We start from the raw sequence: 21,011 nt of genomic DNA, 5'->3' as shown, positions 1-21,011 counted from the left end.
TGGGAGAAACCTCAGTTGTGCCGGCGCTGTCCGCCGCGCTCGACCTGCACCAGTTCTTCGCGCCGTCCGCCGGCTTCCTCGCGTACCTGGTTCACCGCGGCGCTGCCGGGACCGCGCACGTCGATGTCGGTCTGGCGCACCGTCAGGCGGCGCGCGTGCAGCGTGCCGGCACCGCTGAGCTGGGCGCTGATGCGCTCGGCGCGGCCATCGAGTTCGACGTTGCCGGGGCCGCGCATCCTGAGCTGCACGCGCTTGCCGTCGATGCTGGCGCTGAGGTCGCCCGAACCGTGCAGCGACGCGTCGAGGCTGTCGGTGACGCGCGCCAGCGACACGTCGCCGGGACCGCCATTGTCGATGGTGGCGCTTTTCACCGTCAGGCCGCCGCCGTCGAGTCCGCCGGAACCGCTCAGGTTGGCGCGCAGTTCGTCGGCGCTGCCGGAGAGGGTCGCGCTGCCGGGGCCGCTCATGCGTAACATGGCGCGGCCGGCCTGCAAGCCACGAACGTCGAGGTCGCCGGAACCGTTCACTTCCGCCTCGAACTGGCGGATGGCGCCGGCAACGCAGGCATCGCCCGGTCCGCTCTGGCGGCTGTTGACGCTTTCTGCCTGCAAGTCGCAGGCGTCGAGGTCGCCCGAACCGTTCATCTCGACGCGCAGGTCGCGCGCGCTGCCACGCAGCCTGGCGTTACCCGGGCCGCTGATCTGGGCCACGGCGCGCGCCAGGCGCAAGTCCAGCGCTTCGAGGTCGCCTGAGCCGCTCATGCGCGCGCTCAGTTCGTTGCCCACACTTCCCAGGCGCACGTCGCCAGGGCCGGACATCGACAGCGCGAGGTTGTTTGCCTTTACCTGGCGCAGGTCGACGTCGCCGCTGCCGCTGCTGTTCACCTCGAACAGCCTGGCGTCGCCGCGGGCGCGGATGTCGCCGGGGCCGTGCGCGGCCAGCACGAAGCGCTCGCCCTTGCCCGCGTCCAGCTCGACGTCGCCGCTGCCGCTGCTGGTCAGGCTCGTCAAGCCGTTGGCGCCGATGCGCACGACGGTCTCGGGCTGGTCGCGTTTGCCGAAGTGGATATTCCAGCCGGAGCGCGCACGCTGGCGCACGACCAGGGTGCCGTTGCGCACCTCGGTTTCGATCTCGGCCAGCTGTTTCGGGTCGCCCGACAGTTCCAGGCGCGGCGCGCCTGCGGTCACGACGACGCGAAACGGCCCCGCCAGTTCGATGGCATTGAAGGCGCCGACCGGGCGCTGGGCGGTTGTAGTAGTGGTGCTCCTGCGGGACTGCTCGGCCGACACGGCCTGCATGCTGGCGGCACCCGCGCAGAGGAAGAGGGCGGCGAGGGCGGTGTGCTTGATGTTCATGGAGGTCCTTTGTTGTTTTTGTATGGCTGGGAGTCCGCACGATAGGCCAAAGCGAAGTGGTGCGTGCAGCCCAACCGATAGACGTGCAAAATCACGGTATGGACGATCGAAAACGGGCGCCGAACGGTGCCGCGTGCGTCCGCCAGACGAAAGGAACTCGTATGTCCACACTCACCGTTCGCAAGATCGAGGTCGACCTGTCCCAGGGGTTCGGGCGCCACTGGAATGGCGGCGACGCCTATCGCACCCAGCTGTTCAACGCCTTGTCGATGAGTTTCCCGCTCGGCGAACAACTGTTCATCGACGCCGTGCGCGCCGTGCCGCAGGAATGCCTGACGGACCCGGCGCTGCGCGCCGAGGTCAAAGATTTCATCGGGCAGGAAGCGACCCACCGCCACATCCACGTGCAGTACAACAAGGAGCTCGAGCGCCAGGGCTTGCCCTATACGCGCGAAGCGGCCACCCGCAAGCGCATGCGCCGCATCGACCGCATGAGCGTGCTGAGCCGGCTGGCGATCACTTGCGCGCTCGAACATTACACGGCGATGCTGGCCGACGGCGTGCTGCGCTATCCGCAGTGGCTCGAAGGCGCCGAGCCACGCATGCGCACGGTCTGGTCCTGGCATGCGGTCGAGGAAACCGAGCACAAGGGCGTCGCCTTCGATGCCTACCGCGCGGCGGGGGGCGGCTACTGGCGGCGCGTGCTCTGGTTTGTGCACGTGAGCGTCATGTTTGCTTTCGAGACCTTTTTGCAGACCGCTTTCAATCTGCACCGTGATGGCCAGCTGTTCAAGGCGCGCACCTGGGGCAATGCCTTGAAAATCTGGTTCGGCCGCAACGGATTGGCTTGGCACTTGCCGAAACCGGCGCTGGAATATTTTTCGCCATCCTTTCATCCCTGGCAGCACGACAACCGCCAGCTGATCGAAGCGTGGCTCGAGCACAACAATACGGCATGGCGGCCGGTACGCCCGGCAAGTGCCTGAGGGACGAAGCCGCTGCCCTCGAACGGCTGCAAGTGTCATAATGCGCATGTCGAGTGAGGAGAAACAAGTGATTCGTTACATGGGCACGCGCAAGAACAGAGAGGGCGCTACCGTCTACGTATTTATCGTGAATGGCCTCGAAAAAGAGGTCCGCGAAAATGCGCTCAAGCAGCATCCCGGCTGTTACGAGGCCTTGCCGGCAGCGGCCAAGGCGAAAATCGCCGCCAACCGCAACTGGCTGTCGAAGCTGTGACCCGGGTGCGCCGCGCCGCCGGCGGCGTGCTGCTGGCGCTCGCGTGCTCGGCGGCGCAGGCGCTGCCCTCGACCTTCGGCCCCGTGATCGGCAGCGCGCTGCTCTGCCGCAGCCAGCTCGACAACGCCTATTTTCATTCCTATATGACTGCTGCCTTCGGTCCCGCCATCAAGCACGAGGGCGGCGCCTTCTGGTTCAAGGGCGATGCGACCCTGTGGGGCAAGCAGGTACTTGAACTGATGGTCAGCGACGACACCGATCCGATGGTCTTCATCGCCGCCGTGATCGACAGCAAGCCGGACGAACTGGAAGCGGCGATCCATGCGGCGGTGGGTGTGCGCCACAAAGCAGTTGATGCGTCGCAGACGCCGTTGCGGGTGTCGAATCCGGGCAGCGTCATCGCTTATCACAACGATAAATCCAAAATATACTGCGCGAGGTACAAACCTCTTCCGCCAGGTCCTTAGCTCCGCATGTACACCAATTATTTCAACCTGAAGCAGGCGCCGTTCTCGATCGCCCCCGACCCGCGCTACCTGTTCATGAGCGAGCGCCACCGCGAGGCGCTGGCGCACCTGCTGTACGGCATCAACAGCGGCGGCGGCTTCGTGCTGCTGACCGGAGAAATCGGCGCCGGCAAGACCACGGTTTGCCGCTGCTTCATCGAACAGGTGCCCGACAATTGCCGCCTGGCGTATATCTTCAACCCCAAGCTGACCGTCGGCGAACTGCTGCAATCGGTGTGCGAAGAGTTCCGCATCGCAGCGCCCGGCGGGGAAGGGGGCGTCAAGGGCTATGTCGATGCGATCAACGCGTACTTGCTGGAATCGCATGCGCTGGGGCGTAACAACGTGCTCGTCATCGACGAAGCCCAGAACCTGGCGCCCGACGTGCTGGAGCAATTGCGCCTGCTGACCAACCTGGAAACGAGCGAGCGCAAGCTGCTGCAGATCATCCTGATCGGCCAGCCGGAACTGCGCACCATGCTGGCGCGCCCGGAACTGGAGCAACTGGCGCAGCGCGTGATCGCGCGCTACCACCTCGGGCCGCTGAGCACGCCCGAGACGGGCGCCTACATGGCGCACCGGATGGCGGTGGCGGGCAGCCAGGGCGCGCCGGTGTTTCCGGCCGCGATCGTGGCGCAGGTGCACCGCCTCACCGGCGGCGTGCCGCGCCGCATCAACCTGCTGTGCGACCGTGCGCTGCTGGGCGCCTATGTCGAGAACAGCCGCGAGGTGACGCGCACCATCCTGGCCAGGGCGGCCGAGGAAGTGTTTGCCGGAGAAGCGGCGGCGCCGGCGCGTCCGGCGCGCTGGCCGCTGGTGGCCGGGGCGCTGCTGGCCGGCGCCGCCCTCAGCGCGGCGGCTGCCTGGCAGGTGCTGCCGCATCGGGCCGCGCCTGTGGAAGCGCGCGCGGTCGCGGCAAAGGGAACGATCGCACCCGCCGCGGCGCCGGCTGCCGCCTTGCCGCGCGCGCACGCCGACGAAGCATCGGCCTTGCGCGCCCTGGGCACGCTCTGGGGCGCCGCCTTGCCGGCCGGCGAGCCGTGCCAGGTCGCGTTCCGGTTTGATCTGCGCTGCCATGCGGGCCGCGGCGGCATCTATGAATTGCGCCAGCTCGACCGTCCAGCCGTCATCACGCTGCGCGACGGGCGCACCACCAGTTATGCGGTGCTGGTCGGGATGGACGAGCGTAGCGTGACTTTGCTGGGTAGCGGGAAGGATGCAGGAAAACGCCAACGCGTCGATCTTGCAGCGCTGGCGCCGCGTTTCACCGGCGAATACACGACCTTCTGGAAAATGCCGCGCGCCTTCCGCGACCACCTGGCGCCGGGCGACCAGGGCGCGGACGTCGACTGGCTGGCCGCGCGCCTGGCCCAGCTCGGGGGCGCCGCCGCGCCGCCGGCGCAGCAACCGTTCAATGCGCGCACCCAGGACTTGCTGCGCGACTTCCAGGCGAAGCAGAACCTGAAGGCGGACGGCGTCGCCGGACCGCGCACCTACATGCGCCTCAACCAGCTGACCGGGGTCGCCGAGCCGCGCCTGCTCGCCGCCACCGGGACGGGACACTAAATGTCGTACATTCTCGAAGCACTCAAAAAGGCGCAAGCCGAACGCCAGCTGGGCAATGCACCCGATATCCATACGCCGGCCCCGGTGCACGTGCCGGCTGCGGCCACCACGGCGAACCGCAAACCGCTGCTGATCGGCCTCGGCGCGGGCGCCGTCGCCGCGGCCCTGGTGGCAGGGATCGCGTGGCGTTCGGCAGCGCCGGGAGGCGAGCCGGCCGTGCTGGCGCGGGCGGACACGCCGGCCGGCAACACGGCCGCACCGGGCGGGGCCTCCGCTGTTGCCGTGCCGCCGGCACCGGCGGTTGCCGTGGCGGATGTACCTCCGGTTGTCGACGCGCCGGTGGCACCGAGTGCGGCCCCGCGCGCCAGCCCGATGAACGTTGCCGCCGCGACGGCGCCTGCCGTGCCAGCGCCACCGCCACCGGCTGCGGCGCTACCTGCGGCACCGGTCCCATCAACGCCGGCGCCGCGCGTTGCTGCCGCACCCCCGGCGCCAGCCGCCACGCGCGACGCTGCACCCGAAGCGGTCTACCTGCCGGCACCGGCACGCACCCCTGAGCCACCGGCCGCACCGGTAAGCGCCCCTGATCCGGCCGCGGAAGAAACGCTGCGCACCCTGCAGCAACTGCCCGAGGCAATCCAGCGCGAGGTGCCGAAAGTGGCCGTCGGCGGCTACATCTACTCGCCCAATCCGGCCGACCGGCTGCTGCTGATCGACAAGACCCTGCGCCGTGAAGGCGAGGAGGTGGCGCCCGGCCTGGTGCTGGAACGGCTGATGCCGAAATATGCGGTGATGAATTATCGGGGTACCCGCTATCGTGTCGGTTACTGATTCCGTGTCCCCTCCTGCGCCCGCCGTGCTGGCCGTGGTCGGCTGGTCCGGCAGCGGCAAGACGACCCTGCTCGAGTTTCTCGTGTCAAACCTGGCGGCGCGCGGCCTGCGCGTCAACGTGGTCAAGCACAGCCACCACGACATCGAACTCGAACCGCCGCGCAAGGACAGCGCGCGCCTGCGCATGGCCGGTGCGGCCGAGGTGATGATTGCCTCGCCCTACCGCTACGCCATCCTGCGCGAGCTGCGCGGCGCGGCGGAACCGCCCCTGGCCGAGCAGTTGGCGCGGCTGGCGCCGGCCGACCTGACCTTGGTCGAGGGCTATAAATGGGAAGCGCTGCCCAAGCTCGAGGTCTATCGCCCGGCGCTGGGACGCGCGCCGCTGTACCCGGACGATCCGCTCGTGCTGGCGGTGGCCTCGGACGGCCCAGCTCCGCCAGGCGCAGCGCCGGCCTGGCTCGACCTGAATGCGCCGGAAGACGTCTTGCGCTGGCTCAGCGCGTGGTTAGTGACAAAGGCTAAAGTTTCCGGCGAAAAAACCGTTAATGGGGGATAACCCTCAACAGGAGACCGTCATGGACGTCACCAGCATCGCCAAGTTGTCCACCACTATTGCAGAGACCGGCCGGAAAGACGAAGTGGCGGTCACCATGCTGAAGAAGCAGCAGGACATGCAACAGGCGCACATGAGCCAGCTTCTCTCCGGCATCACCCCGCCCCAGCCAGCGCAAAACCTGCCGGCGCACCTGGGCAAGACGATCAATACCACTGCCTGATTCCTGACCTGCGTTTGACAAACCGCGTGCGCTCGAGAGCGCACCCTACGAACCGCAGCTTTTGTAGGGTGGAGTCCCGACTCCACGCGCTGGACCCTTTGATTTTTTCGTGACGCATACAAAATGGGACTGTAGGGTGCGCTCTCGAGCGCACGCCGTACATCCTCTGATGTGTCGATATGCCGGCGCCATACCGCGTGCGCTCAAGAGCGCACCCTACGAACCACAAAGAACCAGGCAAGGCCGTTCGCGGCACCGCACCGGGCGCCCGAAGGAAGAACGCGGCGCCAGGCCGGCGCCGCGGTGAACTCAATGGAAAGCGCGCAGGATGCGCTCTTCGCCGGTCATGCCGGCGCAATGCTCGGTGGCGAGGCGGGTCGCTTCCATCATGCGGCACAGTTGCGCGTCTTCGAAGCGTTCGAGCTCTTCGTTGGCGGCGTTCAGGGCCATGGCCAGCTTGGCGCGCGCGTTCTGGTAGAGGACGCTCGTGTACTGATCGGTGTTTTTCAGCAGCTCTTGCGCGTTCTCGATGACGAGGCGCAGGTCGCCGATCAGCCTTTCCTGCGTTTGCGGGTTTTCTTCCGGGGTTTCCATTGCCTTCACCCTTAAAAGACGGTTGGTCACGTCTTAAAATTAAAACAAGGACTACCGGTCGCGTTTGTCTGCGCGCAAACGTGCGCCGTAGAGGCTGGTAGTCCGCCTACTGCACGGAAATCCGCACGTCTCCCACGGTCACGGTCTGGCCGGTGCGGATCTTTGCGGTCTTGCGCAGTTCCTTCTTGCCATCGACCGACACCACACCGCTGGCCACCATGTTCTTGCCGGCGCCGCCACTGTCGACCAGGCCGACCAGTTTCAGCAGTTGGTTGAGTTCGACGAACTCGGATGTCAGTTCGAAAGTTGTCTTTTGCATACTATCCTCGGGAAAAATTGCACGTCGCACAATTGAGCTTGCCAAGGTGCCAAGGCAAGCTCATCGTGCGGCGCGGGGAGTGCTTACTCCGGATCGGGGCGCGTCATGTCCATCGGGACGATCCACTGGTCGAATTGTTCTTCGCTGACCAGCCCCGACTGCCGCGCCGCTTCGCGCAGGGTGATGCCCTCGTGCTGTGCATGCTTGGCAATCTGCGCGGCGGCATCATACCCGATGTGCGGGGCCAGTGCGGTCACCAGCATCAGCGAGCGCTCCATCAGTTCGCCGATGCGCACGCGGTTCGGCTCGATGCCGCGCGCGCAGTGCTCCTCGAAGGAACGCATGCCGTCGGCCAGCAGGCGCGCGCTCTGCAGGAAGTTATGCGCGATCATCGGCTTGAACACGTTCAATTCGAAATTGCCCTGCGAGGCGCCGACCGTCAACGCGACGTCGTTGCCGAAGACCTGGCAGCACAGCATGGTGAGCGCTTCGCACTGGGTCGGATTGACCTTGCCCGGCATGATCGAGCTGCCCGGTTCGTTTTCCGGGATCGTGATTTCGCCCAGGCCCGAGCGTGGACCGGACGCCATCCAGCGCACGTCGTTGGCGATTTTCATGAGCGCAGTGGCAAGCGTCTTGAAGGCGCCGTGGCTGGCGACCAGCGCGTCGTGCCCGGCCAGCGCCGCGAATTTGTTGGGCGCCGTCTTGAACGCCAGGCCAGTGCGCGAACCGAGTTCGGCGGCGATGCGCGCGGCGAAGTCGGGGTGCGCGTTCAGGCCGGTGCCGACCGCCGTGCCGCCGGCCGCCAGCGCCAGCAGGCCGGGCAGCGATGCGCGGATCGCGCCTTCGGCAAATTCGAGCTGGGCGACGTAGCCGGAAAACTCCTGGCCCAGCGTGAGTGGCGTGGCGTCCTGCAGGTGGGTGCGGCCGATCTTGACGATGTCGGCAAAGTCGCGCGCCTTGATTTGCAGGGTTCCGCGCAGGCGCGCCAGCGAGGGCAGCACGTCTTTCGAGACCGCCAGCGCCGCCGCCACGTGCATGGCGGTAGGGAAGATGTCGTTCGACGACTGGCCCATGTTGACGTGGTCGTTCGGATGCAGCAGGCGCGCCTGGCCCCGCTCGCCGCCGGCCAGTTCGGATGCGCGGTTGGCCAGCACCTCGTTCATGTTCATGTTGCTTTGCGTGCCGGAACCGGTTTGCCAGACGGCGAGCGGGAATTCGTCCGGATAGCGGCCATCGAGCACTTCGTCGGCGGCGGCGATGATGGCGTCGGCCTTGTCCTTCGGCAGCTTGCCGAGCGAACGGTTCACCGCCGCCGCGGCGCGCTTGACCTGGGCCAGCGCGGCGACCAGTTCCGGCGCCATGCGTTCGGTCGAAATGTGGAAATGGTGCAGCGAGCGTTGGGTCTGGGCACCCCAGAGGCGGTCGGCCGGGACGTCGATCGGGCCGAAACTGTCTTTTTCTATCCGGTTTTCCATGAACTTGTCCTGTTATTTATTTCGATGCGGGAGCTAAAGAGTGTATCCGAACACCCGTTAATTACGCTTAGGCTACAAATTCTTCCTTCCATGGCACTGCGTACTCCCCACATCCTGACGACACTGCTGCTTGCCGGCGCTACCGCCGCCGGCCATGCGGCCGAACTGGGCGAAGCCCGGGTAATGTCGCACATCGGGCAGGCGCTGGCGGCGGATGTCGAGCTGACCCTGGTCGAGGACCCGGGCACGCCGGTGGCGGTGCGCCTGGCCAACCCGGACGTGTACCGCGGCGCCAACATCGCCATGCCGCCGGTCCTGTCCAGCCTCGACATGCGTGTGACGCGGCGCGATGGCCGCCAGTTCCTGCATCTGACTTCCCTCAAGCCGGTCGAGAGCCGGCACCTGCACGTCTACCTCGAACTGGTCGACGCCGGCCAGCGCAGCGTGCGTCTGGTGACGCTGTGGCTGACGCCGGACCCGAACCCGGCGCCAGCGCCAGCGCCCGCGCCCGCGCCGGTAGCCGTATCCGCACCCGCTGCGCTCCCCGTACGCGAAGCCCAGGCCGACGCGCCAAAGGCCGCAGCGGCAGCGCGTCCTGTGCCGGCGCGCAAACCCGTACCTGCGCCGCGCCCGGCCGCCGCCCTGCAGGCAGGAGAGGAATACGTGGAAGAGGGCGCGCCTCCGGCAACGCCCGTCGTGCGCAAGAGCGCACCCAAGCCCAAGGCGGCGCCAAAGGCGGTCCACGAGACCAGGCCAGCCGCGCCCGCCGAAGCGCCGAGCTGCGCCCCGCAGGCGGCGAGCGCGCCCCTGAACGCCTGCGTGGCGCTGGGCGAAAAGAATGCAGCCTTGCACCACCAGTTGGGCCAGCTCGAGGAAAAAGTAAAGGTGCTGCAGGCAGGTGCGGGCGCCGCGCCATCGGCCGTGCCGGACGCCGCGGCGGCAGTAGCGCCGCCGGCCGCGGTCGAGGCAGTTGCGCCAGCTCCGATGGCGCAGGAAACCCCGAAGGATGCTGTAAAAGACACTCCCAAGGGTGCGCCGCGTATTCACCGCAAGCCGAAGAAGCCCGAGCCGCCGCAAGCGGAGACGCCGTGGCTGCTGATCGGCGCCGGCATCGCGGCCGTGGCCGCCATCGCCGGGCTGGTGCTGGCGCTGCTGCGCCGCCGCAAGCGTTCGCGCTTCGGCAAGATTCCACCCGAGCACAAGCCGGCCAAGCTGTCCACGGCGCCAGTTGACGGGGCAGCGAAACCGCAATTCATGGCGTCAGTCAAGGCGCGCCTGATGCCGGGACGCGCCAAGGCGGCGGCCGCGGCAGGGGCCTCTGTGCAAGCGCCGGCGCCGGCAGCCGAGGCGGTTTCGCAACCGGAATAACGTGCCCGACAGGGCGCGCACAATTGGTCTACACAAGCGCAAAAATTGCGCTATACTGAATTCGTTGGTTATCAAAACCACAAAACGAAACAGAGTCCGGCGCAGCCACCACCGATAGCGTGGCGCGGGTTCCGGATGTACGCTGCAAGGCGCCTGTTTTCGGAAGCGGTCAGGCTGCCAACAGCGGCAGAGGACGCCGGATGCAACCGGCAAAGAGGCGGCACCAGGTTTCCTGGTGTTGCTCTCCGAATTCATGTGGTCGATTGCATGGCAGTCGCACCGCAAAAAACGAAGGCGTCAATGGGCGCCTTTATTTTTGTCCGCTCACTGGCAACAAGCCGGCTGCTCTGGCGGCATTGGGCGGTTGCGGCTTCTCCCGGGGCGCCTGTTTGACGAACTGCGCCAGCGTCTCCAGCGGCTGCTTCGAGCGCAACATCGCGTCGGCAAGGCGCTGCGCCTGGTCCCGTTCCTTGCGCGTGAGGCGCGAACCCGGCTGGTCGCCAGCCGCCGCCTGGTTGGCCTCGTCTGCGCCGCGCCGCGCCAGCATGCGCAGCGCCGCGGCCGCCACCGTGTTGTGCGCTACACCCAGGCCGTCGCGGTACATCCGTGCAAGTTCGCCCCAGGCATGACGATAGCCCTGGCTCGCAGCCAGTTCGAACCAGTAGCGCGCCTGCCTGTCATCGCGGGCGGCGCCTGCGCCGTAAAGGCAGGCTAACCCGAGGTTGAACTGGGCGGTCGGATTTCCCCCCATGGCCGCACGCCTGATCCATTGGTTGCCGAGCGCGGCATTGCGCACGACGCCTTTGCCGCGCAAGTAGAGCATGCCCAGGTTATTCTGGGCATCGGCATTGCCGCGCTCGGCCGCCTTGCGGTACCAGACCAGCGCCCGGTCGACGTCGGGCGGGTCAAGTTGGGACGCGTAGATGCGCCCCAACAGAAACTGGGCATCGAGCACCCCTTTTTCGGCGAACGGCGTCGCCAGTGCGAGCGCGTGCGCCACGTCGCGCCGCGGCGACTGCGCGAGATACAGCTTCGCCAGGTCCAGCTTGACGTCGGCATGGCCCCCTTCGACGACACGCGACAGCCAATCGATTGCCGTGTCGTAGTCTTGCGGCACGCCAAGACCCTGGGCGTATGCCGTGCCCAGCTTGCGCTGGGCGAATACGCTGCCCTGGCTGGCGGCCCGGCTGAACCAGCGCACGGCCTGTTGCGCATCCGCCTTCACGCCTTGGCCGACCGCGTAGCACCAGCCCAGCAATTCCTGCGCCTTGATGTCGTCCTGCGCGGCCCGCGCGCTGAGGTCGGCAATACGCATGCCGTCGCAGGAGGCGCCGGCGCTTCCTGCGGCAACCGCTCTGCCGATGAGGCATATCCATAAAAAGAATACGCCTAGATAGTGCTTCATCAAATCTTCCCCCAAGCAATGTGATATGCGCCGGCGCCGCCATGAAGAAGTCAATGTAGCGGGCGCCTTGCTGGAGACGCTTGCGTGCCCGCAAAGTGTCCGCAAAGGATGAGGACGAAAAAAAAGCGCCCGCAGGCGCTTTTTTCGGAGAGGAGAAGAGCGGCTCAGTGCGTGCGCAGCGCGCGGTCCAGTTGGCCCATCCATGGTTCGGTCACGTCGCGCACGGCGCGGTCATTGGCCATGATCTGTTTCAGCAGGTCGATCTTGCGCAGGCGCTTGGCGCCATCCAGGGCCGGTACGCCGGTCGCCGCTGCGCCGGCCTGGGCCGCGCATTGCGCCTGCAAGCTGTCGAACCCGTTCCAGTCGCCCGATTGTGCCGCCGCCGCCATCTTGCCCGTCAGGCCGGCAATATTTTCATACATCGAGAGAACGTCGTTGGAGGTCATGTTGACACCGCTGCAATTTTTTTCGGCCGGATTCCCGGTTGTCTTCCTTTTACGGCAGAGCCCGGTCGAACTTTAGGGTTGTTTGCAAAAATAATTGAAAATTTTTCTCAACAGCTTGGCAACTGCACTGACAACTGCGTTGGCAACTGCGCGTGGCGGCAGGATTGTGCAGTCCAGCGCCTCTTTTTGCCGTCTGTCGCATTCCAGACCAGCCAGGCGAGCGCTTTCTGTACAGTGCGAACTGGGTCGCTGCGCCAGGCGCGGCGTATCGAGCACAGAAACACACCACATAGAAAACACATAAAAAGAAAGCGAGAGAGGGAACCATGAGACATCCACGCGCATCCCGCGCCACCCCCGCCCTGGCCCTGGCATTGACCCTGGCGTTCAGCACCACCACCGCTCCCGCCCAGGCCGAAGCCCCGTTTTCGTTCGCCGCCACGCCCGGCAAGCTGCCGAAAGACGTCATCCCGCTGCTGTACGACGCCCATCTGGTACCCGACATCAAGGCCGACACCTTCCGCGGCACCCAGCGTGTCGAGATCGAGGTGCTGCGGCCGACGGCGCGCATCGTCCTGAATGCCGCCAACCTGGGCATCGAGCGCGCGTCCCTGTCTGGCCGCGGGATGGCCGAACGCATGCTGGCGCCGATTCTCGACGACAAGCAGGAAACGCTCACTTTTGAACTCGGCGCGCCGCTGGCGCCTGGACGCTACGTGCTGGCGCTGGCATTCACCGGCCAGATCAACCGCGAAGGACGCGGCCTGTTCCAGGTGGGCTACAAAGCCGACGGCGCCGACAGGAAATTGATCGCCACCACGATGGAGCCGTCCGATGCCCGGCGCATGCTGCCGACCTGGGACGAGCCGGCATTCCGGGCAAAGTTCAAGCTCACCGTCGACGTCCCCGCCAGCTTCAAGGCCTATTCGAACACCCCGGTCGAGAAGCAGGAAAAGCTCGCCGGCGGCATGCAGCGCTTCGCCTTCGCGCCGACCCCGAAGATGCCGAGTTACCTGGTGGTGCTGGTGGCGGGCGAAATGGAGCGCGTGGCGGCGCGCCAGGACGGCGTCGAGATCGGCGTCGTCACCACCGCCGGCAAGCTCGGCTCGACCGCTTTCGCGCTGCAAGCCACCAAGGACCTGCTGCGCTACTACAACAATTACTTCGGCGTGCCGTATCCGCTGGCCAAGCTCGACCAGATCGCGATCCCCGGCGGCTTTAATGGTGCGATGGAAAACTGGGGCGGCATCGTCTACAACGAATCGACGCTCTTGTACGATCCGAAAAAGAGCCCGGAAAACGTCAAGAAACTCACCTTCGAAGTCAACGCCCACGAGGTGGCGCACCAGTGGTTCGGCAACCTGGTCACCATGGCCTGGTGGGACAACCTGTGGCTGAACGAAGGGTTTGCTTCCTGGATGGCGTCCAAGGCCACCGAACATTTTCATCCGGAATGGCGCCCCTACCTGGACGGCATCGCCGAGCGCGAGGGCGTACTGAATCTTGATGCGCGCAAGACCACGCACCCGATCCAGACCCGCATCGACAACGAAGAGCAGGCCGCCGGCGCCTTCGATTCCATCACTTATGTAAAAGGGCAGGGCTTCCTGCGCATGCTCGAAGCCTATGTCGGCGAGGACCCGTTCCGCAAGGGTATCCGTGCCTATATGGCGAAGCACCAGTATTCGAACACAACCACGGCAGATTTGTGGGCGGCGATCGAAAAGGCATCGGGCAAGCCGGTCAGTAAACTCGCCGGCGACTGGACCACCCAGCCGGGTTACCCCCTGATTTCGGTGAGCCAGGCCTGCGTCGACGGCAAGCGCCAGGTCACCTTGTCGCAGGAACAGTACCGCCTCGACGAGCCGGCGCCTGAAAACCGGTTATGGAGCGTGCCGCTGCAGGTCGGTACCGTCAATGGCAAGGCCTGGTACACGCTGCTGGCCAACCGCAGCACCACGATCACGCAGGGCGGTTGCGAAGGTACGCTGGTAGTCGACCCGCACAGCGTCGGCTTTTTCCGCATCCAGTACGACCGCGCCAGCTTCGACGCGCTGGCGGCAAACGCGGCGCGGCTACCGGACCCGACCCGCCTGAAACTCCTGACCGATACCTGGAGCCTGGTGGCCGCGGGGCGCATGCAGCTCGACGCCTACATGGCGCTGGTGGCCAAGTACGGCGACGAGCCGCGCCTGGCGGTATGGCAATCGATCCTGGGCAATCTCGGCACGCTCGACAATCTCGCGCGCGGCGAACCGGAGCAGGCGCCGATCCGGCGCTTCGTGATCGGCTTCGTGCGGCCGCGCTTTGCGCAGCTGGGCTGGGAGCCGAAGGCGGGCGAAGCGGCCGAAGAGCGTCAATTGCGCGCGCTGTTGGCGTTGAGCCTGGCGCGCGCCGGCGACGAAGGCGCGATTCAAGAGGCGCGCCAGCGCTTCGCGCGTTACCAGGCCGACCCGGCATCGGTCAGCCCGGAAATGCTCGACTTCGTCGTCAGCACGGTCGGCCGCTATGCCGACGGCGCCACTTATGCCGCCCTCGGCAAGCAGGTGGCCGCCGCCCGCACCGACGAGGAACGCAACCGTTTTGGCGGCGCGATGACGCTGGTGCAGGATCCGGCGCTGGCGGCCAGCGCGCTGAGCATGGCGGTATCGCCCGAGATCCCGGCCAACCTGTCGACCATGATCGTCTCGAGCATCGGCCGCGAGCATCCCGACCAGGCCTGGGAATTCGCGGTCGCCCATCGCGACGCCCTGCTCAAGAGTGCCGACGCCGTCGGCCGCAACCGCGCGCTCGCCTCGGTCGTGGCGGGATCGTCTGATGCGCGTCATGCGGATATGATGGAGCAGTATGTGGGCCAGAACTTCGGGCCGGACGCGCTGGTCGAAGCTCGTCGGGTCGGAAATGGCATTCGCGTGCGCGCGGCGCAAAAGGCGCGCCTGCTGCCGCAGGTGCGCGCCGCATTGCAGGCGCAGCAACAATAAAATAATAATCATCGAAAATAAACCAAGGAAAAGCATGAAGACTCGTTGGACCCCTGCCAAGACCGCCATCGTCCTCGCCCTGTGCGCGGGTAACTTTGCCACCTCCGGATTTGCCGCTGCCCAGACCGGCGTTGCGCCTGCTGAAAAGCCCGCCGCCACGAAAAGTCCCGCCATGACGGTGCTGCCGGGCGAAGACTTCTTCACCTATGCCAACGGCGACTGGCTCGCCAAGACCGAGATCCCGGCCGACCGCGGTTCCTGGAGCGCGATGGGCGCGCTGGCCGAAGACACGAATACCCGCATCGCCAAGATGATCGAGGACGTCGGCGCGGATAAAAATGCCAGCGCCGAGGCGCGCAAGGTGGCCGATTTCTACGCCTCCTACATGGACGAGGCCGGCATCGAAAAACGCGGCCTGGCGCCGATCAAGCCGATGCTGGCGAGCATCGCCGCCATCAAGGACAAAGCGGCGCTGGTGCGCGCGCTCGGCGGCTCGATCCGCGCCGACGTCGACCCGCTGAACTCGACCAATTTCTTCACCGAGAATTTGTTCGGCCTGTGGGTCGCGCAGGGGCTGACCGAGCCGTCGCGCAACCTGCCTTACCTGCTGCAGGGCGGCCTCGGTTTGCCGGACCGCGCCTACTACCTGGAAAACAATGCGCGCATGGCCGAGCTGCGCACCAAGTACCAGCAGCACATTGCCGCCATGCTCAAACTGGCCGGCATGGACAAGAGCGACGAACGCGCCGCGCGCGTGTTCGAACTCGAGCTGGCGCTGGCGCAGACCCATGCCACACGCGAGGATTCGGCCAACATCCAGAAGTCGAACAATGTCTGGACCGCCAAGGAATTCGCCACGAAAGCCCCCGGCGTCGACTGGAAGGAGTTCTTCAAGGCGGCGGGCCTCGACAAGCAGGAACGCTTCCAGGTCTATCACCCGACTGCCATCACCGGCGCAGCCCGGCTGCTGGCCGATGCCGACGTCGCCACCTGGCGCGACTACCTGGCCTTCCACAAGCTGAACCAGTATGCCAGCCTGCTGCCGAAGGCCATTTCCGACCAGCGCTTCGAGTTCACCGGCAAGACGCTGTCCGGCACGCCCCAGCAGTCGGCACGCTGGAAGCGCGCCCTGGGCGCCACCAACAATGCCATGGACGAAGCGGTCGGCAAGATCTATGTCGCCAAATACTTCCCCGCCGAGAACAAGGCACGCGTGCAGGCGATGGTGGCGAACATCATCGACGCCTTCAGCCGCCGCATCGAGAAGCTGGAATGGATGGCGCCGGCCACGCGCGCCCAGGCCCAGGCCAAGGTGAAGGGGATGTACGTCGGCATCGGTTATCCGGAGAAATGGAAATCGTACGAGGGCCTGAACATCGTCGCCGGCGATGCCTTCGGCAACACGGTGCGTGCCGAGGAGTTCCACTACAAGCAAGAGCTGGCCAAGCTGGGCCGCAAACCCGAGCGCACCGAGTGGGCCATGCCGCCGCAGCTGGTGAATGCCGTCAACCTGCCGCTGCAGAATGCGATGAACTTCCCGGCCGCGATCCTGCAGCCGCCGTTCTTCGACCCGAAAGGGTCGGACGCCGCCAACTATGGCGCGATCGGTTCCATCATCGGCCACGAGATCAGCCACAGCTTCGACGACCAGGGCGCCCAGTTCGACGCCCAGGGCCGCCTGCGCGACTGGTGGACGAAAGAAGACCTGGCGCACTTCAAGACAGCCTCGAACAAACTGGTCGAACAATACGGCGCCTATAAACCGTTCCCGGACCTGGCGGTGAATGGCCAGCTGACGCTGAGCGAAAACCTGGCCGACCTGGCCGGTGTGGCGGCGGCCTACGATGCCTTCAAGACGACACCGTCCGGCAAGACGCCTGAGGCAGACCGCCAGTTCTTCACCGGCTTCGCCCAGGGCTGGCGCAGCAAGGCGCGCGAAGCCTCGCTGCGCCGTGCCGTCATGACCGACGGTCACGCCCCATCCCAGTACCGTACCTATATCGTGCGCAACCTGGATGCCTGGTACACGGCCTTCGACGTCAAGCCGGGGCAGGCGCTGTACCTGGCGCCGCAGGACCGGGTGAAGATCTGGTAAATCGATGAGCGACGACCTCGACAGCATCTCGCGGCGCACCCTCGCGCATTACGAACGTAACGCGCAGGGTTTTTTTGCCGGCACCATCGACCATGACGTCAGCCAGAACGTGACGGCGCTGCTCGACGCGATCGAGGCGCCGGCGCCGTTCACGCTGCTCGACCTCGGCTGCGGCCCGGGGCGCGACCTGAAAACTTTTACCGGTCTCGGGCACCGCGCCATCGGCCTCGACGGCGCTGCCGAATTCGCGGCCATGGCACGCGCGTACAGCGGCTGCGAGGTCTGGCACCAGGATTTTTTGCACCTGGACTTGCCGCCGGCGTTGTTCGACGGCGTGTTCGCGAATGCCTCGCTCTTCCACGTGCCGTCGGCGGCGCTGCCAGGGGTGCTGGCGGCGTTGTACGGCACGCTGAAACACGGTGGCGTGCTGTTCAGCTCGAATCCGCGCGGCCACAACGAGGAGGGCTGGAACGGCGCGCGCTATGGCAGCTACCACGATTACCCGGCCTGGGAGCGTTACCTGGTGGCGGCGGGATTCGTTCCGCTGCACCATTACTACCGGCCACCGGGCGTGCCGCGCGAACAGCAGCCGTGGCTGGCCAGTCTTTGGCGCAAGCCTCGCAATGTTATTCAGCGAACAGAGTTGGGGGCGAATCCGGTCCAGGATGGGGCTTCGATTCCAACCGAAGAGGACTCATCATGAACGAGGACCAAATCAAGGGCAAGGCCAAGGACATTGGCGGCAAGATCCAGGAAAAGGTCGGCGAAGCCGTCGGCAGCCGCCAGCAGCAGTCCGAAGGGTTGTCGAACCAGGCTGAAGGCAAAGTGCAGGAGAAGGTGGGTGACGTGAAGGATATCGTCAAGGGAAGCTGATTCTTTCAGCCACAAATAACGAAGCCGCGACGTGTCGCGGCTTTTTGTTATCGGGTGGCGGTGCATTCAGGATTTGATCGAAGCCACCTTATCACCGCATGGACTCCCGAGTCCATGCGGTGGTACGCGATACTCGCGTACCGCTTAACGCGCCGGTAACCGCACACTTACTTCTCGGTTTCCTCCACCTTGTCGCCGAGCACATCCTCCACATACAGCATCTGCACCAGCACCTTCAAGGCGGCCGCCAGCGGGGTCGCCAGCGCCACCCCGGCAAAGCCGAACAGCGTCCCGAACACCAGCTGCATGACAATCGTCAGCGCCGGCGGCAGGTCGACCGCACGCGACTCGATCAGCGGTTGCAGCAGGTAACCCTCGACCAGTTGCACGCCCGCGAACAGCAGCACCGTGTACAGCGCCAGATCCGGGCTGATCGAGAACGCAATCAGCACCGCCGGCACGCCGGCCATGATCGGCCCCAGGTAGGGCACGAAATCGAGCAAACCGGCAATGATGCCGAGGATCAGCGCCAGCGGCACGCCCAATACCGACAAGCCGATCGAGGTCACGGTGCCGACGATCAGCATCGACACCGACTTGCCCAGCAGCCAGCTCGCCAGCGTATGACCGATCTTTTGCAGCACCTGGCGTGCCCGCCCGCGCTTCGATTGCGGCACCAGCTTGATCGCGCCGCTCGTGTACAGGTGCGGCGAGGCGGCGAAATAAATGCCGACGAACAGGATGATGACGACATTGCCGATCGCGCCCAGCACGCCGGTGAAGAACAGCCCGGCATTCGGCACCATCGACGACATCTGCTTGACGATCTGCTCCGGCGGCGGCAGGCCGGACAAGGCTTTTTTGAGCAGCGGGTGTTCGTTGACGGCGCTTTGCAGTTGCTGCAGCGACTTCGGCACCGCTTCGGCGAGTTTGGTCGACTGTTCGGAAATCTGCGGCGCCATCGCCCAGCCGCCCAGGCCGATCGCCGCGAACAGCAGCACGACCACCAGCGCCAGCGACCACTGCCGCTTGAGCTTGATCCGGTGGGCGAGCCGGTCCGACAGTTCGTACAGCAGCACCGCACACAGGATGCAGGCGAACACCAGCAGCAGGGCGTCGGCGGCGAACCAGATGGCGGCCAGGCCGAGGATGAAGAGCACGCTGATGCCGTCGACCAGGGCGGTGCGTTTCATCAGGCTGCGTTGCGGCGCTGAAGTGCCGGGCGCGTCCGCAGCAGTGTCGTCGGCGGGCCGGGCAGGGGAGTGGGCAGGGGAAGGCTCGCGCATAATCGGTTCCATTAACAAAACAATAATTAAACATTATCATTTGTTAAACCGAAACGGCGCATGGGTGGACGGATCCGACCCGCTGAACATATTGTCGAGCTATGTGAACGGCCGCACGGAACGCGGCGGCGAGCGGGCGTAATCTGTACCCATCGCGTCGTCATCCGACCACGCAATCACCGAAGGAGATCATCATGAACAAGGACCAAGTCGAAGGCAAACTGCAAGACATCGGCGGCAAGATTCAGGAAGAAGCCGGCAAGCTGGTCGGCAACACCGAGCAGGAAGCCAAGGGCCTGAAGAACCAGGTCGAAGGCAAGACCCAGGAAAAATTCGGCGACGTGAAAGAAAAGCTGAACGACGCCACCCGTTGATTCCCGCGCCGCCTGGCGCGTGAGCGATAAAAAAAGGCCCCGGCGTCGCAACACCGGGGCCTTTTCACATCCACGGCGAGGGCCGTGAAGCTTACTGGACTTCGTAGGCGCCGATATCGATCGCGCCGCGGGCGCTACGGGTGTTGCTCGAGGCCAGGTGCTTGTAGTGCGAAGTTGCCTTCAGCGACAGGCCGCCCGACGAGTTGCCCGGCGCCGAACCGGCGTTGATGATCAGCGCGTTGGCCAGCGGCGTCAGGTTGTAGCCGAGGCGGTCGACGAAACCGATGGCCAGCGACTGGAAGTTGGTCTTCTTGACTGCCGTCGTCTGGTTGGTCATCGCGCCGTAGCCGCTGAACAGGTTGTTGATCAGCTTGGCCGGGGTGGCGGCGTTCTTGACCACCACGAAGGTGCCGCGCGAGCTTTCGTCGTTGACGAAGGTGTTGTTCACCACGTACAGGTCGGTCTTGCGGTCACCCACGCCTTCTTCGCCATACGACACCAGGATCGGATTGTTCGACGAGGTCGGCTGCATGATCACGTTGCCGGTGATGTAGGTGGTGCCGCCGTTCGGCACGTTGATCTCGTAGCTCGGCCGGCCGGATGCGGTGCTGCCGGTTTCGCCCGTACGCAGGCTCGAAAAGCGGTTGTAGGCAATGGTGTTGTACAACGCGCGCGTCTTGAGGTTGTGGCCGACGTTGGCGTCGTGCGAGTAGTTGAAGCGGAAGGTCAGCTTGGCGACCTTGCCGATGTAGATGTTGTGGCTGTAGCCGTCGCCATGGCCGTTGTGGCCGAACTCGTTGTTTTCCAGGATCACGGTGCTGGCGGTGTTCTGGCCGCTCAGGATGCCGTTCTGGTTATCGTGCAGGAACGAATTGCGCAGCGTGAAGTTGGTGCCTTCGAGGCGCAGGGCGGCGCCGTTCTTGTCCGGCACGCGCGAGCCCAGCATTTCGACATTGTCGATCACGATATCGCTGCCGACCACGACCCAGGTGCCTTTGCCGAGCGCATTCCTGCCGGCGGCATCGATCACCGGACGGCCGTTGACGCCGCGGATGGTCAGCTTGCTCTTGTAGATGGCGCAGACGTCACCCGAATAGGTGCCGCCCTGGATTTCGATCACGTCACTCGCCTTGGAAGCGGCGAATGCCTGGCATGGGGTAGCGTAGGTCTTGCCCGGGCCAACCGTCAGGGTGGCGGCCGAGGCCGGTACAGCGATGGCAGCGCCGGCGATCAGAAGGGCGACTGCGGAGGTAACGCGCGTTGCGTTGATACGGGTAGCTAACATTTGAGAAATATCCTCTGGTTCGGGATTTGTCGAGTTTGTCTCGAGATCAGGAACATGAAGAATACCGTGAGGAATTAATTCTGTGGCGACACAATTTGTTACAAGAATTAGCTTTTTATAACTTCTTAAGACACAGTTCCCCTAGGAAAAACGATGCATTGGAGGGCAAATGTATCGCTAAAAAATATTTGTATAGCGTTGCGTAAACGCGACGTGCACTGTTGACTTTTTGTT

Annotated in this window: 21 protein-coding genes; 13 read left to right on the top strand and 8 right to left on the bottom strand. The window is 65.2% G+C overall.

Annotation, left to right across the window (positions count from 1 at the left end; genetic code table 11):
* Window positions 1–11: 11 nt before the first annotated feature.
* Window positions 12–1,355, bottom strand: a complete 1,344-nt coding sequence (locus AC56LG_RS02005) for a head GIN domain-containing protein (protein ID WP_497164459.1) — start codon at window positions 1,353–1,355, stop codon at window positions 12–14.
* A 161-nt stretch (window positions 1,356–1,516) separates the two neighbouring features.
* Here AC56LG_RS02005 and AC56LG_RS02000 point away from each other — a divergent pair, with 161 nt between their 5' ends.
* The 7 genes from AC56LG_RS02000 (at window position 1,517) to AC56LG_RS01970 (ending at window position 6,273) form a co-directional block, all read left to right on the top strand.
* Entirely contained in the window at window positions 1,517–2,341 is an 825-nt protein-coding gene (locus tag AC56LG_RS02000) for a metal-dependent hydrolase (RefSeq protein WP_497164458.1), read from the top strand.
* Window positions 2,342–2,408: 67 nt separating this feature from the next.
* Entirely contained in the window at window positions 2,409–2,594 is a 186-nt protein-coding gene (locus AC56LG_RS01995; protein WP_497164457.1) for a hypothetical protein, read from the top strand.
* Window positions 2,595–2,599: 5 nt separating this feature from the next.
* Window positions 2,600–3,061, top strand: coding sequence for a hypothetical protein (locus AC56LG_RS01990; RefSeq protein ID WP_497164456.1), 462 nt, complete (start codon window positions 2,600–2,602; stop codon window positions 3,059–3,061).
* Between the two features lie 6 nt (window positions 3,062–3,067).
* Complete coding sequence (locus AC56LG_RS01985) at window positions 3,068–4,666, top strand: ExeA family protein (RefSeq protein ID WP_497164455.1); 1,599 nt, start codon at window positions 3,068–3,070, stop codon at window positions 4,664–4,666.
* Window positions 4,667–5,497 carry a general secretion pathway protein GspB gene (locus AC56LG_RS01980; protein ID WP_497164454.1) on the top strand — a complete coding sequence of 277 codons (831 nt, stop codon included), beginning with the start codon at window positions 4,667–4,669 and terminating at the stop codon, window positions 5,495–5,497.
* A 4-nt stretch (window positions 5,498–5,501) separates the two neighbouring features.
* On the top strand, window positions 5,502–6,053 hold the full coding sequence (gene mobB, locus AC56LG_RS01975) for a molybdopterin-guanine dinucleotide biosynthesis protein B (RefSeq protein WP_497164453.1): 552 nt from the start codon (window positions 5,502–5,504) through the stop codon (window positions 6,051–6,053).
* Window positions 6,054–6,072: 19 nt separating this feature from the next.
* Window positions 6,073–6,273, top strand: coding sequence for a YjfB family protein (locus tag AC56LG_RS01970; RefSeq protein WP_192054423.1), 201 nt, complete (start codon window positions 6,073–6,075; stop codon window positions 6,271–6,273).
* Between the two features lie 309 nt (window positions 6,274–6,582).
* Here the strand turns inward: AC56LG_RS01970 and AC56LG_RS01965 are convergent, their stop codons facing one another.
* From AC56LG_RS01965 to fumC, 3 genes are all read right to left on the bottom strand, one after another.
* Window positions 6,583–6,867: a DUF883 family protein gene (locus AC56LG_RS01965; protein WP_497164452.1), complete on the bottom strand. Its 285-nt coding sequence runs from the start codon at window positions 6,865–6,867 to the stop codon at window positions 6,583–6,585.
* A gap of 106 nt (window positions 6,868–6,973) precedes the next feature.
* Window positions 6,974–7,186, bottom strand: a complete 213-nt coding sequence (locus AC56LG_RS01960; RefSeq protein WP_192054427.1) for an RNA-binding S4 domain-containing protein — start codon at window positions 7,184–7,186, stop codon at window positions 6,974–6,976.
* 83 nt (window positions 7,187–7,269) lie between these two features.
* Window positions 7,270–8,664: a class II fumarate hydratase gene (gene fumC / locus AC56LG_RS01955; protein WP_497164451.1), complete on the bottom strand. Its 1,395-nt coding sequence runs from the start codon at window positions 8,662–8,664 to the stop codon at window positions 7,270–7,272.
* A gap of 90 nt (window positions 8,665–8,754) precedes the next feature.
* Here fumC and AC56LG_RS01950 point away from each other — a divergent pair, with 90 nt between their 5' ends.
* Window positions 8,755–10,032 carry a FimV/HubP-related protein gene (locus AC56LG_RS01950; protein ID WP_497164450.1) on the top strand — a complete coding sequence of 426 codons (1,278 nt, stop codon included), beginning with the start codon at window positions 8,755–8,757 and terminating at the stop codon, window positions 10,030–10,032.
* Window positions 10,033–10,342: 310 nt separating this feature from the next.
* On the opposite strand, the gene AC56LG_RS01945 is transcribed toward AC56LG_RS01950, so the two are convergent.
* Window positions 10,343–11,347, bottom strand: a complete 1,005-nt coding sequence (locus AC56LG_RS01945) for a tetratricopeptide repeat protein (protein WP_497164449.1) — start codon at window positions 11,345–11,347, stop codon at window positions 10,343–10,345.
* A 254-nt stretch (window positions 11,348–11,601) separates the two neighbouring features.
* Window positions 11,602–11,883 carry a flagellar protein FliT gene (locus tag AC56LG_RS01940; protein WP_497164448.1) on the bottom strand — a complete coding sequence of 94 codons (282 nt, stop codon included), beginning with the start codon at window positions 11,881–11,883 and terminating at the stop codon, window positions 11,602–11,604.
* A gap of 326 nt (window positions 11,884–12,209) precedes the next feature.
* Here AC56LG_RS01940 and AC56LG_RS01935 point away from each other — a divergent pair, with 326 nt between their 5' ends.
* Genes AC56LG_RS01935 through AC56LG_RS01920 form a run of 4 tightly spaced genes read left to right on the top strand, consistent with a single transcriptional unit; the run spans window position 12,210 to window position 17,832 of the window.
* Entirely contained in the window at window positions 12,210–14,864 is a 2,655-nt protein-coding gene (locus tag AC56LG_RS01935; RefSeq protein WP_497164447.1) for a M1 family metallopeptidase, read from the top strand.
* 34 nt (window positions 14,865–14,898) lie between these two features.
* Window positions 14,899–16,959, top strand: coding sequence for a M13 family metallopeptidase (locus AC56LG_RS01930; RefSeq protein WP_497164446.1), 2,061 nt, complete (start codon window positions 14,899–14,901; stop codon window positions 16,957–16,959).
* Between the two features lie 4 nt (window positions 16,960–16,963).
* Entirely contained in the window at window positions 16,964–17,662 is a 699-nt protein-coding gene (locus tag AC56LG_RS01925; RefSeq protein WP_497164445.1) for a class I SAM-dependent methyltransferase, read from the top strand.
* Complete coding sequence (locus AC56LG_RS01920; protein ID WP_497164444.1) at window positions 17,659–17,832, top strand: CsbD family protein; 174 nt, start codon at window positions 17,659–17,661, stop codon at window positions 17,830–17,832. Before AC56LG_RS01925 ends, AC56LG_RS01920 begins: the two co-directional genes overlap by 4 nt.
* Before the next feature lie 167 nt (window positions 17,833–17,999).
* Here AC56LG_RS01920 and AC56LG_RS01915 read toward each other — a convergent pair whose 3' ends face one another.
* A complete protein-coding gene (locus AC56LG_RS01915; protein WP_497164443.1) occupies window positions 18,000–19,118 on the bottom strand; it encodes an AI-2E family transporter in 1,119 nt (372 codons plus the stop codon).
* A gap of 194 nt (window positions 19,119–19,312) precedes the next feature.
* Here AC56LG_RS01915 and AC56LG_RS01910 point away from each other — a divergent pair, with 194 nt between their 5' ends.
* Entirely contained in the window at window positions 19,313–19,492 is a 180-nt protein-coding gene (locus tag AC56LG_RS01910) for a CsbD family protein (RefSeq protein ID WP_192054448.1), read from the top strand.
* 91 nt (window positions 19,493–19,583) lie between these two features.
* Here the strand turns inward: AC56LG_RS01910 and AC56LG_RS01905 are convergent, their stop codons facing one another.
* The gene (locus tag AC56LG_RS01905) at window positions 19,584–20,777 is read right to left on the bottom strand and encodes a right-handed parallel beta-helix repeat-containing protein (RefSeq protein WP_497164442.1); all 1,194 of its coding nucleotides are present in this window, start codon (window positions 20,775–20,777) and stop codon (window positions 19,584–19,586) included.
* Between the last annotated feature and the right edge of the window lie 234 nt (window positions 20,778–21,011).

The organism is Telluria sp. ZB2R32, assembly GCF_059685715.1.
The sequence above is the reverse complement of the archived record's forward strand: the minus strand, read 5'-3'. Positions and strand labels throughout refer to the sequence as shown.

Coding starts and splice junctions, on each gene's coding strand:
- AC56LG_RS02005 (WP_497164459.1), bottom strand. CDS start 1,355: ATGAACATCAAGCACACCGCCCTCGCCGCCCTCTTCCTCTGCGCGGGT.
- AC56LG_RS02000 (WP_497164458.1), top strand. CDS start 1,517: ATGTCCACACTCACCGTTCGCAAGATCGAGGTCGACCTGTCCCAGGGG.
- AC56LG_RS01985 (WP_497164455.1), top strand. CDS start 3,068: ATGTACACCAATTATTTCAACCTGAAGCAGGCGCCGTTCTCGATCGCC.
- AC56LG_RS01980 (WP_497164454.1), top strand. CDS start 4,667: ATGTCGTACATTCTCGAAGCACTCAAAAAGGCGCAAGCCGAACGCCAG.
- AC56LG_RS01970 (WP_192054423.1), top strand. CDS start 6,073: ATGGACGTCACCAGCATCGCCAAGTTGTCCACCACTATTGCAGAGACC.
- AC56LG_RS01965 (WP_497164452.1), bottom strand. CDS start 6,867: ATGGAAACCCCGGAAGAAAACCCGCAAACGCAGGAAAGGCTGATCGGC.
- AC56LG_RS01960 (WP_192054427.1), bottom strand. CDS start 7,186: ATGCAAAAGACAACTTTCGAACTGACATCCGAGTTCGTCGAACTCAAC.
- fumC (WP_497164451.1), bottom strand. CDS start 8,664: ATGGAAAACCGGATAGAAAAAGACAGTTTCGGCCCGATCGACGTCCCG.
- AC56LG_RS01950 (WP_497164450.1), top strand. CDS start 8,755: ATGGCACTGCGTACTCCCCACATCCTGACGACACTGCTGCTTGCCGGC.
- AC56LG_RS01945 (WP_497164449.1), bottom strand. CDS start 11,347: ATGCGTATTGCCGACCTCAGCGCGCGGGCCGCGCAGGACGACATCAAG.
- AC56LG_RS01940 (WP_497164448.1), bottom strand. CDS start 11,883: ATGACCTCCAACGACGTTCTCTCGATGTATGAAAATATTGCCGGCCTG.
- AC56LG_RS01935 (WP_497164447.1), top strand. CDS start 12,210: ATGAGACATCCACGCGCATCCCGCGCCACCCCCGCCCTGGCCCTGGCA.
- AC56LG_RS01930 (WP_497164446.1), top strand. CDS start 14,899: ATGAAGACTCGTTGGACCCCTGCCAAGACCGCCATCGTCCTCGCCCTG.
- AC56LG_RS01925 (WP_497164445.1), top strand. CDS start 16,964: ATGAGCGACGACCTCGACAGCATCTCGCGGCGCACCCTCGCGCATTAC.
- AC56LG_RS01920 (WP_497164444.1), top strand. CDS start 17,659: ATGAACGAGGACCAAATCAAGGGCAAGGCCAAGGACATTGGCGGCAAG.
- AC56LG_RS01915 (WP_497164443.1), bottom strand. CDS start 19,118: ATGCGCGAGCCTTCCCCTGCCCACTCCCCTGCCCGGCCCGCCGACGAC.
- AC56LG_RS01910 (WP_192054448.1), top strand. CDS start 19,313: ATGAACAAGGACCAAGTCGAAGGCAAACTGCAAGACATCGGCGGCAAG.
- AC56LG_RS01905 (WP_497164442.1), bottom strand. CDS start 20,777: ATGTTAGCTACCCGTATCAACGCAACGCGCGTTACCTCCGCAGTCGCC.